Source organism: Leptospira barantonii, assembly GCF_002811925.1.
Taxonomy (GTDB): Bacteria; Spirochaetota; Leptospiria; order Leptospirales; family Leptospiraceae; genus Leptospira; species Leptospira barantonii.
Map to the genome: position 1 here is coordinate 155,447 of NZ_NPDS01000006.1, position 16,726 is coordinate 172,172.

Genomic DNA, 16,726 nt, shown 5'->3' on the forward strand with positions numbered 1-16,726 from the left:
CCGGAATGCATCTCCGTCTGATTCTGATTCTATTTTTTATGCTACTGGGCCTTCCTATTTTTGCCCAGACGGAAGAACAGATGCTTCGTTTTATCACGGGCGGAGCGGGATCTGCGGATCAAACTCCTTCTTCCTCTCCGGGAGACGATAAGAAACTCGCCATTCTCAGAGCCAAAAACCGTCTTCTTGGAAAATCCATCGATACTCTTCCGGACAGAGAAGTGGACGATCTTTTACTGTCCCTCGGTTTGACTCGGGACGGTTCCTTGTTCAGCAGAAGAAAACGCCTTCGCGCGGCTTTGGAAGAAGCGGTTCCGGTCGCGGCCGATCCGTTTGCACAAATCCCTCAGCAAAAAAAGGCTCTTCCGATTTCCATCGAAAACGCTTCCGAAGGAGAACTCCTTCAAGTGGATAAGAATAAATCGGGAGTTCTTGTTCTTCGAGGCAGGGTTCGTTTGAAACTCCGTTCCGGTTCCATCGAAGCCGAAACGATCACGGTCGACAGCGAAAGACAAGAGATCTACGCGGAAGGTGGAATCGTCTATAAGGACGGACGTGCGATCGTGGAAGGCGATAAGTTCATCTACGATTTCCGTTTGGAAAAAGGGGTCGTCTACAAAACGAAAGGAACCTTTGCGCCCGCTCATTTTATCGGGGAAAAACTCAAGAAACTCGACGACAAACGTTATGCGCTCGAGATGGGTTACTTCACGATTTGTAACGCCGAAAAACCGCATTATTCCTTTAAGGTGAATCGACTTTATATCTACGACGATAAGACTGTAATGGCGACTAACGTTCGTTATCAGGTCGGAGGCACGACAGTTCTCTGGCTTCCGTTTTTATACAACAGCAATTTAGGAAACGGATGGATCACCCAAGCGGGTAAGAACAACACGCAGGGTCTGTTTATGCAGAACTCGTATCAGTGGTCCGTGATGCCTAACTACGCGTTCGCTCCGATGGGTTATAAGGTCCGTGCCGACTTTTACGAAAAGACCGGTCAGGCTTTTCATTTGGAGATGTGGAAACAAAGTCCTTTCTTAAACTACTTGATCGATATCGGTTACGCGAATCATAAAAACTATCAGATCTCCGGCGCGTATGAGGATCGTTTTCATAACTTCGGAATCGGAACCACCGCTGTCACCAATCAGGTGGACAGAGGGGCTTACTACTCCGCGGATCCGAACGCGCCACTCAGAAGAATCGGAGAAGACACGGAACCTTGGTGGAAGGGGAGAATCATGTTGAACTCGAAATTCCACAACACCGAAAAAGACGTTACGCGAAACATCAGTCTTCAATACGAAAACTACTCCAACAGACTTTTTGACTACGAGTACGGAAACCGTTACGAACCCGCGAACACTCTTCAATCTCTTTACACCGCGAGAAACGTTCGTCTCGGTTTTATCAGAAACACACTGGAATGGAAGTTCGATTACACCGAAAACCGAGGCGATCTTTCCATCAATGTGGGAATGAAACGGAACATGCTCTACTATATCCTGAATCCAACGGATAAGTCTGGATACTTTCCTACGGTGGACGTTCTTCCGACGACTACGATTCGAAATTCCTCAGAGGTCGGTAGGCTTCCTTACTTCAACGCGCCCGTGTACTGGGACGTATATCTTACGAACATGATTCTCCGTTATTACGGCGTTCCTACAAGGCAGAATTTGAGCATCCCTACTCTGGACGGTTCGTATCAGGATCCTTGGGGAAATTACAACGAGAACGTTTTGAGAACTCAATATTTTACCCAGGGTGAATCCGGTTTAAGAACGAGTTTGAATTTAGGAAGTTATCTTACCTTTACTCCGAACGCTTTTTTTGGAGCTAAAAAACAATCCGCTACCGTGAGAAACAACGCCGCTGTCACCGGTGTTACGGATAACGCGTTTACTTCTCTCGAACGTTTTCTTGCGAGAGAATCCTACGAATACGTGAGAACTTCCTCGAACTTAAGATTCGGCGTTCCATTGTTATTTTTTAATGCGACATACAGAAAACTCGAAGCGTATAAACCGGAACTACAGGATCCGATTCTCGCCAAAACGAGACAACACGAACTTGAACTTTCCTTGGAAAGTTACGCGCTTGAGAACTTCGAGATTTCGGTTCGTACCATTCGGGATTTGAGAAACTTCTCCCCCGAATACAAACCGCAACCTACGGACGCGGAACGATGGTATTTTACGGTCGCAAGATTTTCGGGTTACTTCGACTTTTTGGACGGATTTCGTCCGAAACGAGCTTCCTTATTGGAAAAGAAGAGAAGTTTTTACTCCGGTCTTTTCATCAACAACGACTACGTACATCACAACCCGAAGGCAAAACCTCTTTCCAACAGTTTTACCGCTTCGTATAAGATGGGTGGATTTACGCTTCCGTTTATCCGTTTGATCCGCGAACTCGAGTTAGGCGGAACCTGGTATCACGTCTACAACAGTCCGATTTTGGACGGCTATCGTGTGTTCGTTAAGGCGAACGTGGATTTCACAAGACATTTGGGAATCGAAGCGGAACTCGATTCTCGGGTAAGTCAACCCTGGAGATATACGAATCAGGTTGGAAATACATACGATACGTTCTATTATGGAAACGATCCAACAACTTCCGTCGCCAATCTTAACTTGGATAGAACCAATCTACAGAGGGACTTAGTCGACGGAACTGGGGTGAACGGAAACGGAGCGAGACAAAACACCGCTTTGAACATCAACCGCTTTATGGGAACGATCAAATACAATCTTCATACCGCGAACTTCAGGCTCGGATACAGTATGGATCTTCGCGCGGTTCCGGGGGGAAGAACGGACGGTCTTGTTTCCTTTTACGATCAATCCGTATTCTTTTCGATTTCGATCAGCGACTTTACTTTGGGTCAACAGGATTCTTCGGAACTCACAAGAGTTCGTCTTTTCCGTTTCAGAAAACGTCCTTTCCAAGCGGGAGACCGCACGGGAATTTCTTCGGAGAACCCTTGATATGCTGAAGGAAAGAAGTCAAACGTTCAAACTCATCTTTACCGTATTAGATTTCGTGAATGCTTTATTGAGCGGTTCTCTCGCGTTCGTTTTTCGTTTTTATTTTTTGGACGAGAACGGAGCCGATCGTCGTTATGTGGATTTGGAAAGTTATATCTTTCTGTTCTTTCTTTTGGCTTTTTTTCAAGTGATCGTGTTCATCGCGATCGACCTCTATCATCCGAGAAGAGGTCTTTCCTTTATCGACGAATTCTTAACCATCGTAAGCGGCGTTTTTTTAAATCTAGTTTTGGTTCTTGCGGTTCTATTCTTTTTTAGAGGCGATCTCGGAAGCGAACGGTTTTCGAGATACGTGATTCTCGCGTTTGCGACGATCAACACGTTCACTTCGAGCGTTCTTCATTATACGGCGAGACTCGTTTTACAAGCTCTTCGCAAAAAAGGTTATAACCTCAGAAGTGTTCTTGTGGTCGGCGTTTCCGAAACTTCCAAACGTTTTAACGACGCGGTCATCAAACATGGAATCTACGGTTACAAGATTTTAGGTTTTGTTCAGACAAAAACCGCGAAGCCGGTTCGGAAGGATATGAAGGTAATCGGTAAGATCGAAAAGATCGCGCAGGTTTTGGAAAAGGAAAGACCGGACTTGGTGGTTTATACTTTGGAACCTTCCGAAGGCGATTATTTGAAAGAGGTTCTCGACGCCTGCGATCACGAAGGAATCGATCTCAAGATCGTTCCCGGTTTTCAAGAATTCATCAAGGCTCGAGGAAGAGTGGAGGAGATGGAAGGTCTTCCCGTGATCTCGATCCGAAACATTCCGATCCGACTCGGTTATAATAAATTCATCAAAAGAATGTTCGATCTTGCGTTTTCCGTTCTTTTTATTTTCTTCTTCTCACCGTTTTATTTGATGATGGCCTTGCTTGTGAAACTCACTTCCCGAGGTCCGGTGTTCTATTATCAGGAAAGAGTGGGGTTGGATAATAAGAAATTCAACATGATCAAGTTTAGAACCATGGTCGTTCAGGCGAAAAGCCAATCCGAAACGACTTGGACGATTCAAAACGATCCGAGGGTGACGACCGTGGGGAAAATTCTCCGCAAACTTTCCTTAGACGAAACCCCTCAGTTTTTCAACGTCTTGTTTGGCGATATGTCCGTCGTCGGGCCGAGACCGGAACGTCCTCATTTTGTGGAAAAGTTCAAGAACGATCACAGACATTATATGAGAAGACACGCGGTCAAAGCGGGAATCACCGGACTGGCCCAGGTCAAAGGACTTCGGGGGGACACTTCGATCGACGATCGGATCGCCGCGGATATCTACTACATCGAAAACTGGTCGCTTTGGCTCGATCTCAAGATTATTCTACTGACTCCTTTTAAAGGAATCATGGACAAAAACGCATACTAAAACACTCTGACCGCAAGGGGAGAATCATGAACCTGAACGAAGATTCTTTGCAGAAAATCGCCGAACTCTCGCGTTTGAAAATCCGCCCGGAAGAAAAAGAAGCCGCTCTGACGGACTTCAACAAGATTTTGGAATACGTGGATCAAGTCAAAGGTCTGGACGTAAGTTCCATCGGAGACGATGAAATTTATTTTCAGCACGAGAATGCGATTCGCCCCGACCTTATGGGAAAACATCTTTCCAGAGAAGATATCGAAAAGTTCGCTCCTTCGTTTCAGAACGGATATTTCGTCGTTCCTAAGGTGATCGAAACATGAACGAAATATTAAAAAAATCTTATACTGAACTCAAAAGCTCCCTGAACTCGGGAAAAATCTCCGCGACAGAACTCGCACAGGCTTGTATCGATCGGATCAAGGAAGTCGACGGCTCCGTTAAGGCGTTTCTTTCCTTGGACGAAAAAAGAATTTTGGACGCCGCCGCGGAAAGCGATGCTCGCAGAAAAGTGGGGAAACCTCTTTCGGAATTCGACGGAATGCCGGTTGCGATCAAGGACAATATCTGCATCCAGGATTCGATCACTTCCTGTTCCTCAAGAATATTAGAAAATTATAAATCTCCATTCAACGCGAATGCGGTGGAAAAACTTCTCGAAAAGGGATTCGTTCTGTTTCCGCGCGCGAACATGGACGAGTTTGCGATGGGAAGTTCCACCGAGAACTCCGCCTTTCAGACCACTCGCAATCCTTTCGACTTGGAAAGAATTCCGGGCGGTTCCAGCGGAGGATCTGCGGCGGCGGTTGCGGCTTCCATGGTTCCTTTGGCCTTGGGTTCTGACACGGGAGGATCGGTGCGTCAACCGGCGTCTCTTTGCGGTTTGTTCGGATTGAAACCCACGTATGGAACCGTTTCCCGTTACGGTCTTGTTGCTTACGCATCCAGTCTGGATCAGATCGGACCTTTGTCCAAGGACGTACAAGGTTGTATCGATCTTTATTCTGTGATTTCCGGGAAGGACGTTCGTGATTCTACCTCGGTAAACCGACCGGGTTTTTCTGCGGACTCAGTCAAGGTTCCGGACTTCAAAGGATTGAAAGTGGGAGTGATTAAGATGACTCCCGACATTCAACCGGAAGTTTCGAAGGCTTACGAAAACGTTCTCAACCAATTGAAGGAAAAGGGAGCGACTCTTGTAGAACTCGACTTTTCCAAATTCGGTTTTGCAATTCCGATCTATTATATCATCGCTACCGCGGAATGTTCCTCCAATCTTTCCCGCTTCGACGGAATCCGTTTCGGTTCCAGAAAAGACAAAACGGGAAAACTCGAAGATCTTTTTGTGGATTCAAGAACCGAGGGATTCGGTCCCGAAGTGAAACGAAGAATTCTTTTGGGAACATTCTCCCTTTCCGCCGGTTATTACGACGCTTATTACGGAACCGCGCAGAAGGCGAGGGTTCTCATCCGCAAAGAATACGAATCTTTCTTTTCCAAAGTGGACTTTATTCTCCAGCCTACGTCTCCGACTACCGCGTTTAAGATCGGAGAAAAAACGAAGGATCCCGTTCAGATGTACAAAGCGGACATTTGGACCACGAGCGTAAACCTCGCGGGTCTTCCGGCGATCAGCTTACCGATGGGAACGGACGACAAAGGTCTTCCGATCGGGTTGCAGGTTACGGCGCCGCACTTCGAAGAAGGTAAACTTTTCGGAGCCGCAAAGGCGTTTTCTACATTAGAAGGTTTGAATATTCAATTTCCGGAAAAGATCGGATGAGCAATTTGACGGCAAGAGTCATTCCCTGTCTGGACATCAAGGACGGACGAGTAGTTAAGGGAGTGAACTTTGTCAATCTCGTAGACGCGGGAGATCCCGTGGAATCCGCCGCGATCTATGAGGAGAATTTAGCGGACGAACTTTGTTTTTTAGATATCACCGCGTCTTCCGATCGAAGAGAAATTCTTTTACACCTCGTGGAAAGAATCGCGGAGAAAATTTTTATTCCTTTTACGGTGGGTGGAGGAATCCGAACCGTAGCAGACGTGCGCGCCGTTTTGGAGAAAGGGGCCGATAAGGTTTCCATGAACACGGCCGCGTTTCAAAATCCCGAACTCATAAGACAATCCTCCGAGATCTACGGATCTCAGTGTATCGTTTGCGCAATCGACGTTAAGTTTCACAAAGAAAGAGATCGTTACGAAATTTTTCTACACGGCGGAAGAACGGAAACCGGTAGAGAGGCGCTTGATTGGGCGCAGGAAGCCGCGGAAAAAGGTGCGGGAGAAATTCTTCTTACATCCATGGATCGGGACGGAACTCGAAACGGATTCGATATCAACTTGTTGAAGTCGTTTTCATCCGCGCTTGAAATTCCGATCATCGCGTCGGGCGGGGCGGGGAATCCGGAGCACATGGTCGAGGCGATCTTACGCGGTAAGGCAGATGCGGTTCTTGCGGCGTCCATCTTTCATTTCGGGGAATATTCCATTCGTGAAACCAAAAGCGCAATGCAGGAAATGGGAATTGCCGTCCGACTGGACTGAAGAAAGCGATTCTGTTGTCGGTGTTTTTGGTAGTTTTAGTTTTGTCGTAGTTCCGACAAAGTCCGTGAATCAACGTGCGCCCCACCCGCACTTAGGGTGGTGGGGTGAGGTGGTGGGAAAATTTCCGAGTTTTCTCCGTATCAGAAAAACGGAATATCGTCCACCACAAAATCTTAGACTGCTTTTGTAGGAACTCCTACAACGCGTTGATTACGGTCAAAACCTGGTTGAAATACGTATTTCTCGAAGTGTTGTCCACGTGATTGCGAAACGAAAGTTGAGCGTGATCCAAATCCTTTAAGATCTGTTTTGCACCCGCGAGCTTGGAAGACATTTTGCCGCTGGTGGAAGTTACTATCCCATCGCTTTTGTTCGCAAAACTCGGACTTCCGCCGGAAAGAAAATTACAACCGATCACGTAAATCGCATCCGAACCGGGGTGATTGGTACAAACGGTCATTTCTCCGTAGAACGCGGTGACCCTTGAATCCTTAGAAGACTCCGTAAGGAGTCTCTCCAAATACGGATTGATCGCCCCGTTTATATATTCGGCGGGAATCGGAACCTGATACGATGTGCCTAACGCGTTCGTATATGCGAGATCCTTCCCGCCTTCGGTCCCGGTCATAAACCCTATGAGATCGCCTAACGTTCCGAAATTTCCCTGATAACTGGAGGAAGCGAACGGAGATCCCAGATAAGGAGTGCCTAACGTTACCACGAAGTCGATCACGTCGTTGGTATTGTGAGAATGGTACAAGGCCGCTCTGCTCACAAGTCCGCCCATGGAATGTGCGAGAAGAATCACCTTGTCGCTCGGTGAGAATATCGTATTGAGCTTATCGATCAGTCTTCTGCCGTTGTTGTCCACGTAATCGGAACTTCTGTATGTGAACGCGTAAAGTTCGTACGAAGTCTGAACGCCGGAAAGATTCTGGGAATAAATTTCCAGAGCGTCGTCCCAGGTTCCTCTCAGATTCGTGACCTTTGTGAACTTGTCCGTGGGAGGACTTATATTCTTTTCCTTAAAATCCCAGCCGTGAATCAAAACGATCTTCGGCCGACTGTCCTTGAGTTCGGGTGTGGCGACCGCAAATTGATCCGCGTTGATTTGAGTTTTGGTAAGAATGATCGGAACCGGAACGAACTTATAGAGTTCGTGATTGAATTCTCCCCAGAAAGCGACGGTTAACGTCTCGAGAATCTCCTCGGCCATACTTTTTTTCTTAGCAAGATTGAGTTTTTCTTTGATCTTTTCGATGGAAAGATCCGCGCAGGAAGATGCAAAACTTAGAATAAACGCGAACGCTAAAATGCGTATAAAAATTTTATATGATTTCATCAATTTCAAGTGAAACCGAAAACGCGGAAAAAGCAAGAGATAAATCCGAAATTTAATCGAGTATAACACTCGTAAAACGATCGTAACAAAGCGGAAAACGGGAAGGACTTTAGAAAAATTGAATGTTATTTACGGTTTACGATCCGGTCCAAAACGACGCCGGTCGCAACCGTGACGTTCAGGGAGGAAAGATTTCCGCGCATCGGAATTCTTAGAACGAAATCCGATTTTTCCATCAGAATTCTTTTAACACCTTCCCCCTCGTTTCCCATCAGAATGGCAAGTTCGTGAAGATCGGGAAGTTTGGACCAATCCTCTTCGCCTCTATCGCTCGTGGAGACGATCCAATACCCGTTTTCCTTTAGAAGTTCGAGAGTGTTGGCAAGATTTTTCACGGTGAAAATTTTTAAGAAGGAGAGGGCACCCGAAGAAACTTTCTCCACAACCGGGGTGATTCCCGCGGATTCTCTTTCGGGAAGAATGATGTTCTTCACACCGAAACATTCTGCGGTTCTCAAGATGTTTCCGAGGTTACCGGGATCTTGAATCCGATCCAGGATCAAAAAGGCACCGGGTTTTTCGGCGAGATATTCCTCTAAATTTTTCTTATCGGCGGTTTGTTGTCTCGAAGGACTTTTGAGAGCCACTAGCCCTTGGTGATTTCTACCGGGAACGAGAGAATCCAGTTTCGCTCCGGAAACCTTGTGGACTTTTACAAAAGAGGGAAGTCGGTTTAATATCTTTTCGACGATGTCCGTTCCCGGATTTTCCTTAACAAACAACTCGGTAAAAGGAAAGGAATGTTCCGTCCCTTGATGCGCTTCGGTAAGCTCTATCAGAGTTCTCTTACCGAAAATGTATTCCGGCCGAGCTATTTTCGCCTCCAGCGGATTCCGTCTTTTGTGTCCTCGATCAAAATCCCTTGTGCCAAGAGCTGATCTCGAATCGAGTCGGAACGCGCGAAGTCTTTATTCTTTCTCGCGGTTTGTCTTTCTTCGATCAAAGAATCGATTTCGGAATCGATCAGATTTTTTTCGGAAGAAAAATCGACAACGCCGAATAAAAGGTCATAATATGCAAGAATTTGAATGTATTCGATTCTTTGTTTGGAATCGGCCTTGTCCGCGTCCATCATCGAATTGATCTGTTTGATCGATTCGAAAACGACCGCCAAGGCTTTGGAAACGTTTAGGTCGTCGGCCAAGGATTCTTCAAAATCCTTTTTCCATTGAAGAACCGATTCGGAGGAAAAAACGAAAGAGGAAACCGGTTTTACGTCCGGCTCGAGGTCCAGAAGACGATCCAAACAATTTTGAATTTTTCGAATATTCGAAGATGCTTCCGCGATTCGATCCGTGGAAAAATTCAATTTGGAACGATAGTGGGAAGAGATCAAAAGAAAACGGATCGCTTTCGGATCGAGACCTTGTGCAATCAGATCGCGTAACGTGTAAAAGTTTCCCTTACTCTTGGACATCTTCTGTCCGTCGACTAACAGGTGTTCGCTGTGAAGCCAAGTTCCGACAAAGGTTTCTTCCGGAAAGGCGCCTTCAGATTGAGCGACTTCGTTTTCATGATGGGGAAATAAAAGATCCACGCCGCCGGTATGAATGTCCACTCCGCTTTTATAAACTTTGCGGATCATCGCGGAACATTCCAAATGCCAGCCCGGTCTTCCGGTTCCGAGTTCGGTTTCCCAGGAAGTTTCCCCTTCGACCTTAGGACTTTTCCAAAGAACGAAATCGCGCACGTCTTCTTTTTCGTATTCGTCCGTGTCGTAACGGGTTCCGGTTTTCATACCGGAAACGTCTATCTTACTGAGTTTACCGTAGCCGTTGAACTTTTGGATCGAGAAGTAAAGGCTTTCGTCCTTCTCATAGACGAGGCCCTTGCTCTTTAATTTTTGAATGATTTCGATCATCTCCGGAATCGATTCGGTCGCTTTCGGATAGTGTTCCAAGGTTTCCGCCGAAACCGTTTTTAAATCTTCGAAGAATGCTTCCGTCCAAGGTGCGGTGAATTCTTGAATGCTCTTTTTTGTCGCGATCGAATCACGGATGATCTTGTCGTCAATGTCCGTGATGTTCATCGTCATATCCACGCCGTAACCCAAAAGTTTCAGGGATCTGCGAAGAATATCCACAAAAAGAAACGCGCGAAGATTTCCGATATGAGCAAAGTTGTAAACCGTAGGACCGCAGGAATAAACGGTGACCCGTTGAGGATCTGCAGGAGAGAATTTTTCCTTTTTACCCGAAAGGGAATTGTGAAAGTAAACTTCCATCATTCGGGAAAGAAAATTTCCCTCACGAATTCTAGATTGGCCCCGTTCTGCTTTTCGCCTTTGAGACCCGCTTCGTTTCCTTCGGTCGGATAGACCTGCATTCTTTTGTCGTTATTGAGATGATTGAAAAATGCGAATATGGATTTTGGATGAGAGATATTGTCGTCCATTCCCACCGAAACAAGAGTAGGGATCTTGATCTTCTTGGAGAAGTTTATACTATCATAATATGCTAAACTCTTTTTCATCGCGGTCTTTTTCGTTTTGGAACTGTTTAACTGCGCGTTGATTTCCTTCATCCAGCTTTTTTCGAGTTTGAGCTGGTTGTCGTCTATATGACAGAAGTTTGGAGTTTCGAGGATTAATCCTTTGATTCGATTCGTATAAGCCGCACCGAAGGCCGCAAGAGAAGCCCCCATGGATTTTCCGGCGAGAATGATTTTGTCCCCGTCGATTCCGTCGGTCAGTCTTAAAAATTCCACCGCACGGATCACGTCGAGATAAAGCCCTTTCATATAGAAAGAATCCTTTCCGTCCAGACCTTTGGAAAAATATCCGGGGGTCCAATCGGGATCGGCGACTTCTCCCTCTTTGAGTTGGGGGCGAACCAGCTGAGAACCGTGACCTCTCAGATCGATGATGAGTTGAGCGACTCCGGTTTCCGTAAGTCCTTTGATGATTGCGGGTCTGTCTTTTCCATAGTCGTGAAAGTAAACGACCACGGGAAGATCTCCTCTTTTTCGGGGAATGACGAGAGTCCCCGTGAGGTTTGCGTTTTGCCAGGATTGAAAGGAAATATCGTAGATGGTTTCCTTGATAATCGATCCTTTGAGAAGGGCCTTAGATTGTTTTTTAATCGGAAAGTTTTTTAAATCCCGAATCGCCTCGGACCAAAATTCGTCGAGGTCGCTTGGGCTGTGAAGCTCCGGATAGGTTTGAAAACATTCGTCAAAACTGATCGCCATCTTGAAACATCGTTTTCACTTTACCGGTGGTGTAAAGTGTTCTTTTGCCGAATAGAGCGTCTGTAAGAGAAGTACGGCGATCGTCATAGGACCGACCCCGCCCGGAACCGGAGTGTAATACGAAGAAACGTCCTTCGCCTTTGAAATTTCTATATCTCCTACGTTGCCCGGATTGTAACCCGCGTCCAAAAGAACCGCGCCCTTGGAAATCCAATCCGCTTTGATGAATTCCGGTTTACCAACCGCGCCCACGATGATATCGGCCTTGCGAACGACCTCGGGTAAATTTTGAGTTTTAGAATGACAGAGAGTGACGGTTGCGTTCATTTCGGTGAGAAGCATCGCCATCGGTTTCCCGAGAATGGGAGAACGACCCACCACAACCGCATTCTTGCCGGCAACGTCGATTCCGTATTCTTTGAGTAGGAGTACCATTCCGTAGGGAGTACAAGGAAGATAGGTTTCCACACCCATGGAAAGTTTTCCGAAGGAAAGCGTAGTGACTCCGTCGACGTCCTTGTGAAGAGCGATCCGATCAAATGCCGCTCGTTCGTCGATTTGCGGCGGAGAAGGATGTTGGAGTAAAATTCCGTCGGTATTCGGGTCCGCGTTCAACTTGTCGATTACGGCCAATAATTCTTCCGTAGTCGTTTCTTCTCCGAGACGAATCATCTCCGAACCCATTCCCACGCTGTGACAGGCCTTGACCTTCATGGCGACGTAGGTTTCGGAAGCCGGGTTGTTGCCGACTAAGATCGTAGCGAGTTTTGGAATTCTAAGATTCTTCGCTTTTCGTTCCTCTATATCGGAACGGATTCCGTCCCTGATTTTTTCGGAGAGTTTTTTTCCATCTAAAAGAACCGGATTCATACTTCTCAGGATTTAGGGCCTATCTTCTCTGTCAGGTAAAAAATATCCTTTCCGATGAAACCGAAAGGGTAAAATGGGTCCATGTCTGAAACTCCGATCGTAAGCAATCATGATTTAGAAAAACACGTAGATCAAAAAGTTCTCATCCAAGGTTGGGTTCATGGAATCCGGGGAAGCAACGCGAGACAGTTTCTTTCTCTCCGAAACAGCGGAAGAATTTTACAGGTTCTCGCCGAAAAAGAAATTCTCGGGGAAGAAGTTTTTCAAACCGTAAAACATCTCCGTCAAGAAACGTCCGTATCGGTTACGGGCAAACTCGTTCGAAACGAAAAGTCTCCGCTCGGATTCGAACTCGTGATGGAATCGCTCAAGATCGTGGGAGAATCCGAAAATTATCCGATCACTCCCAAGGAGCACGGGATCGACTTTCTCATTTCACAGCGTCATCTCTGGTTGCGTTCTTCCAAACAACTCGCTATTCTTAAGATTAGGGACAATCTTTCTTTTGCGATCCGCAAATACTTTCACGAGCGTGAATTTCTTTTGATCGATACGCCGATTCTCACCGGTTCGGTGGGAGAAAGCGCGGGAACCTTATTCTCCACCGAATACTTTGATCTTGGAAACGCATATCTCGCGCAAACGGGGCAACTGTATTTGGAAACCGCGATCTTTGCGCACAACAAGGTCTTTTGTTACGGACCGACCTTCCGCGCGGAGAAGAGCAAAACAAGACGACATCTCACGGAGTTCTGGATGGTGGAAGCCGAAGTCGCATTTGCAAGTCATTCGGACAATTTAAAACTCCAAGAGGATTTCGTAAAAACGATCATCAAAGAAACCGTTCAAAATTCTTTGCAAGACCTAAAGGTTTTGGAAAGGGATCCGACTCCGCTTCTTGCGTATCTTGAAAAAGATTTTCCGATCATTGATTACACAAAGGCTCTCGAAATTCTCCAGTCGAAAGGAGAAGACATCGTTTGGGGAGACGACATCAATTCCGAAAGAGAACAGATGCTCACCACCGAATTCGGCGGTCCCGTTTTTATCCAAAAATATCCGAGAGAAGCCAAAGCGTTTTATATGAAGGTCAACCCGGATGATCCGAAAACGGTTTTGAACGCGGATCTGATCGCGCCGGACGGAGTGGGTGAGATCATCGGAGGTTCGGAAAGAGAGGAGAATTATGAGAATATCATTCACCGTCTCGAAGAGGAAAAACTTCCCGTGGAATCCTACGATTGGTATTTGGATTTGAGAAAATACGGATCGGTTCCTCATTCCGGTTTCGGACTCGGTTCGGAAAGAATGATCGCTTGGATCTGCGGACTCCAGCACGTCCGAGAATGTATTCCGTTTCCGAGGATGATGGAACGACTTTATCCATGAAACGCGATCCGTAGAGAGCGTTTCGCTGAGTTAACGCGATAACGTGATTCACTTTTTTTTAAGCTGAATTCGCCTGATCCATCCGATAAGAAAAATAGAGGTATCCTATGGGTCAGAATTTAGCAGTATCCAATCCGTCTTCCATTGAAGAGTCCGCGTGGGAATTATTCGAGACGGGTTCTTACGAAGAAGTGATTTCGATCGCGAAAGAAAATCCGAATCATGTTTTTTTAAATCATTTGAGTGGGATTGCCGGGTTTGAATCCGGTTCGGATCATGGGATCAATTATTTCTTAAAGGGTTCTTCTGTATTGACCCCGCTTCTCGATGCTTATCTTTTAAAAGAAGCCGGAAAATTCAGAGAAGCCGCTAAGAAGTTTCACGGATACTTTAAAACGGCTTCGGTTCCGGTCGCGTATTCCATTTTGAGAACCGCGATTTTAGTCAGTGAAGACGCGGTGGATTTTAAAGTGGTTCTGGATTTGATCCCGATCTACAAAGCCCGCTTTTCCAACGATTATTTCTGCAAGGCGGAATTCTTTTCCAACTATCATCTTAGAAATTATAAGGAAGCACTTCAGGTTTTTGCGGAGAATGCAAAACGTCTTTCCGAAGAAAGAGACGTTATGGGTGCATTGGGGCTTGCCTTGGTTCACACCGGAAAATTCGAAGAAGCGAAATCGGTTCTCGAAAAAATTCCCGGTTACGAGGAACTTCCTACCTTTGACGAAAAGAAAAAACAATTCTCCGAAAAGATCGCGAGCATTCCAAAGATGGAAGCCAAAAGAAAATCTCTTTCTATGAAAGAATTGATCGACTTAGGTTTTGCGTATCTCTTTTCCGAAAATTTTAAAAAAGCGGAAGAGGTGTTCAGCGAACTCGTCGCAGTGCACGGTTGAGAGCCGACTAAAACGACTCGATCCAGAAACGTTTTTCTTTTAAAGTAGAAGGCAACAAAGCCGGGTTTTATGAAACGAATTGGTTTTATAAAAGCTCGGCTTTTTCTTTTTCTGCTCCTGGTTTTCACCGCTTTTGGGATTTTAGTCGTCGTCTTTTTCTTCGGCAAAGAATGGATCGATCCGCGATCCGAAAAGAATTTCGTTTCTTCTCTCATCCGAGAATTTCAATCCTCCAAAACTTCTTCAATCAACGTAAACCCCAAAAGAACTTCCATCGAATGGCCCAAAGATTGCGACTTTTACGCGCATTCTTCGTATGAGAATTCTCGCGAAGGAAATTTTTCATCTCCCGAAGAGGTCTGTGCGAACGCGTTGGAATTCGTAAAAGATCAACTTCCGAAAAATTGTGATTATGATTCTACAAGATCGGGAGCGGGCGGGAAGATCGATTATCATTTATATGCGGATTTTCTTAAGTACGCGCCGGTTCGTTTTTTCCCTTTGTCGGAAAGGACATTTATAGGAGAATTGTTGTGCACATCGGGCGCTTACAATCGTTACAACGTATATTTTATCTATGATGAAAGAATCGTTCCCGCAAAAACGAGAATTCTAAGATTTAAGGCGTTTCGTTTCGAGGAATCAAACGGAACGGTTTCCAAAAGTAGTTTCGAAAGTGATCGTTTGGTTCGTTTTTACAAACCGGAAACAAAGGATTTCGTTGCCTTCAACAAATACAGAGGGATGGGAGATTGCGGAGAATTTTTTCGTTATTCTCTTTCCGAATCCGATCAACCGATTCTTGTCGAAATGCGGGCCAAGTTGAATTGCGACGGAACGGAGGTTTATTCCGCCGATGAGGTTCCGGTTTCTTGGACGAGATACGAGATTCCATCGGACTTCTTCGGTTTTTGAGGAATTTGTAGGAGTTCCGACGATTTTTTGTAAAACGATCGCCCCCGCCCGAAATTGGGTGGTGGAGGCGGGCTTTGTGGGAATATTGCGACAACTTTCCTATATCAGAAAATCATACTATTTGCAAGAAGGATTCTTGGACAGATCATTGTAGGAACTCCCACGAACCCATGAAAAATTACTCGCAAATTTTAAAATCGGATCTTCGACGACTCACTTATCCTTTAAGATAATGACCCGACAGTTTTTCAAAGCCGACTTGGTTTTCGGAGAAGCGAGCAATTTTCTCGCGTCTTCCGCCGCGATCACGGGATTGACCGGATAATGACCGGTGACGCCTAACGCGGTTACGAAATAGGGTTTGATTCCGGCGATCGGTGAACGAAACGCTTCTTCCGGAGTTTTCATATAACTCACATAACCGTTCTTCACCGTGCTTTCCTTAGAAACGAAATAAGGAGAATAAAGACTGTTTCCTTCCTCGGAAAGAACCTCCGGAAACAAAGCAGTTTCCAACTTCAGATGTCTTGCATCCACGATCAAAGACGTGAACTCAGCGGCCAAGGTCGGAGCGGGATATTCCGGAAAACTTTCCGTATCGTAGGAAAGAAAAACGTAATTGAGAATTCCTCGTTTCCCTTTAAACTGAATCAGACCTTTTGCGATCGCTTGGTTTTCCACGAAGTTAACGGTCGTAAAGATCGGTTCTATTTCGTAAATCTGATTGAAGATTTCCCGAAACATGGAATCTTCTTTGATCTTTTCACGAAGCGTAAATTCGGAATCGAGTTTCAAAGTATCGATCTTTCTAAAAAGAAATTTTTTGAGTTCCTCTTCCGCGTTGGACGAAACTTTTTTTCTCGCCTCGGTAAGATTTCTCGCGGTATTCTCCGCACCCCAATCCGGGTCTTCAACTGAATAAGTCAGTTTAGGAAGTTTGAATGTAAGAATCTTCTGAATTTCGCCTTTCTTCCAGTTGACCACCGTATCGGTAAAATCCCTGCTTTCAAAGGAAAAGGACGTCTCGAACGGAATCCAAAAAAGAAGGATGAATAAAAGAATTCGGGTTTTCCAATACATCTTGCGTTACTCGATCAATAGAAAT

The 16,726-nt window shown here is 45.7% G+C and carries 14 protein-coding genes; 8 read left to right on the top strand and 6 right to left on the bottom strand.

What is annotated here, in order from left to right; all coding sequences use genetic code 11:
* Positions 1–5: 5 nt before the first annotated feature.
* From CH367_RS14165 to hisF, 5 genes are read left to right on the top strand one after another with little or no spacing between them, the layout of a single operon-like run.
* Positions 6–2,996, top strand: coding sequence for an LPS-assembly protein LptD (locus CH367_RS14165; RefSeq protein WP_100763156.1), 2,991 nt, complete (start codon positions 6–8; stop codon positions 2,994–2,996).
* Between the two features lies 1 nt (position 2,997).
* Entirely contained in the window at positions 2,998–4,413 is a 1,416-nt protein-coding gene (locus CH367_RS14170; RefSeq protein ID WP_100763157.1) for an undecaprenyl-phosphate glucose phosphotransferase, read from the top strand.
* Between the two features lie 26 nt (positions 4,414–4,439).
* Positions 4,440–4,730 carry an Asp-tRNA(Asn)/Glu-tRNA(Gln) amidotransferase subunit GatC gene (gene gatC / locus CH367_RS14175; RefSeq protein WP_100763158.1) on the top strand — a complete coding sequence of 97 codons (291 nt, stop codon included), beginning with the start codon at positions 4,440–4,442 and terminating at the stop codon, positions 4,728–4,730.
* The gene (gene gatA, locus CH367_RS14180; protein ID WP_100763159.1) at positions 4,727–6,190 is read left to right on the top strand and encodes an Asp-tRNA(Asn)/Glu-tRNA(Gln) amidotransferase subunit GatA; all 1,464 of its coding nucleotides are present in this window, start codon (positions 4,727–4,729) and stop codon (positions 6,188–6,190) included. Before gatC ends, gatA begins: the two co-directional genes overlap by 4 nt.
* A complete protein-coding gene (hisF, locus tag CH367_RS14185; protein WP_100763160.1) occupies positions 6,187–6,957 on the top strand; it encodes an imidazole glycerol phosphate synthase subunit HisF in 771 nt (256 codons plus the stop codon). The genes gatA and hisF overlap by 4 nt, the downstream gene beginning before the upstream one ends.
* Before the next feature lie 196 nt (positions 6,958–7,153).
* On the opposite strand, the gene CH367_RS14190 is transcribed toward hisF, so the two are convergent.
* The 5 genes from CH367_RS14190 to folD all read right to left on the bottom strand — a co-directional run bounded on the left by CH367_RS14190 (position 7,154) and on the right by folD (position 12,418).
* Positions 7,154–8,299, bottom strand: a complete 1,146-nt coding sequence (locus CH367_RS14190) for an esterase/lipase family protein (RefSeq protein ID WP_100763320.1) — start codon at positions 8,297–8,299, stop codon at positions 7,154–7,156.
* Positions 8,300–8,424: 125 nt separating this feature from the next.
* Complete coding sequence (rlmB, locus tag CH367_RS14195) at positions 8,425–9,186, bottom strand: 23S rRNA (guanosine(2251)-2'-O)-methyltransferase RlmB (protein WP_100763161.1); 762 nt, start codon at positions 9,184–9,186, stop codon at positions 8,425–8,427.
* On the bottom strand, positions 9,171–10,586 hold the full coding sequence (gene cysS / locus CH367_RS14200; RefSeq protein ID WP_100763162.1) for a cysteine--tRNA ligase: 1,416 nt from the start codon (positions 10,584–10,586) through the stop codon (positions 9,171–9,173). Before cysS ends, rlmB begins: the two co-directional genes overlap by 16 nt.
* Entirely contained in the window at positions 10,583–11,548 is a 966-nt protein-coding gene (locus CH367_RS14205; RefSeq protein WP_100763163.1) for an acetylxylan esterase, read from the bottom strand. The genes cysS and CH367_RS14205 overlap by 4 nt, the downstream gene beginning before the upstream one ends.
* Before the next feature lie 15 nt (positions 11,549–11,563).
* Positions 11,564–12,418, bottom strand: a complete 855-nt coding sequence (gene folD, locus CH367_RS14210) for a bifunctional methylenetetrahydrofolate dehydrogenase/methenyltetrahydrofolate cyclohydrolase FolD (RefSeq protein WP_100763164.1) — start codon at positions 12,416–12,418, stop codon at positions 11,564–11,566.
* Positions 12,419–12,499: 81 nt separating this feature from the next.
* Here folD and asnS point away from each other — a divergent pair, with 81 nt between their 5' ends.
* The 3 genes from asnS (at position 12,500) to CH367_RS14225 (ending at position 15,621) form a co-directional block, all read left to right on the top strand.
* Complete coding sequence (asnS, locus tag CH367_RS14215) at positions 12,500–13,807, top strand: asparagine--tRNA ligase (RefSeq protein WP_100763165.1); 1,308 nt, start codon at positions 12,500–12,502, stop codon at positions 13,805–13,807.
* Positions 13,808–13,914: 107 nt separating this feature from the next.
* Positions 13,915–14,706: a tetratricopeptide repeat protein gene (locus CH367_RS14220; protein ID WP_100763166.1), complete on the top strand. Its 792-nt coding sequence runs from the start codon at positions 13,915–13,917 to the stop codon at positions 14,704–14,706.
* Positions 14,707–14,775: 69 nt separating this feature from the next.
* Complete coding sequence (locus CH367_RS14225; RefSeq protein ID WP_100763167.1) at positions 14,776–15,621, top strand: DUF1176 domain-containing protein; 846 nt, start codon at positions 14,776–14,778, stop codon at positions 15,619–15,621.
* Between the two features lie 213 nt (positions 15,622–15,834).
* Here the strand turns inward: CH367_RS14225 and CH367_RS14230 are convergent, their stop codons facing one another.
* Positions 15,835–16,701: a hypothetical protein gene (locus CH367_RS14230; protein WP_100763168.1), complete on the bottom strand. Its 867-nt coding sequence runs from the start codon at positions 16,699–16,701 to the stop codon at positions 15,835–15,837.
* Between the last annotated feature and the right edge of the window lie 25 nt (positions 16,702–16,726).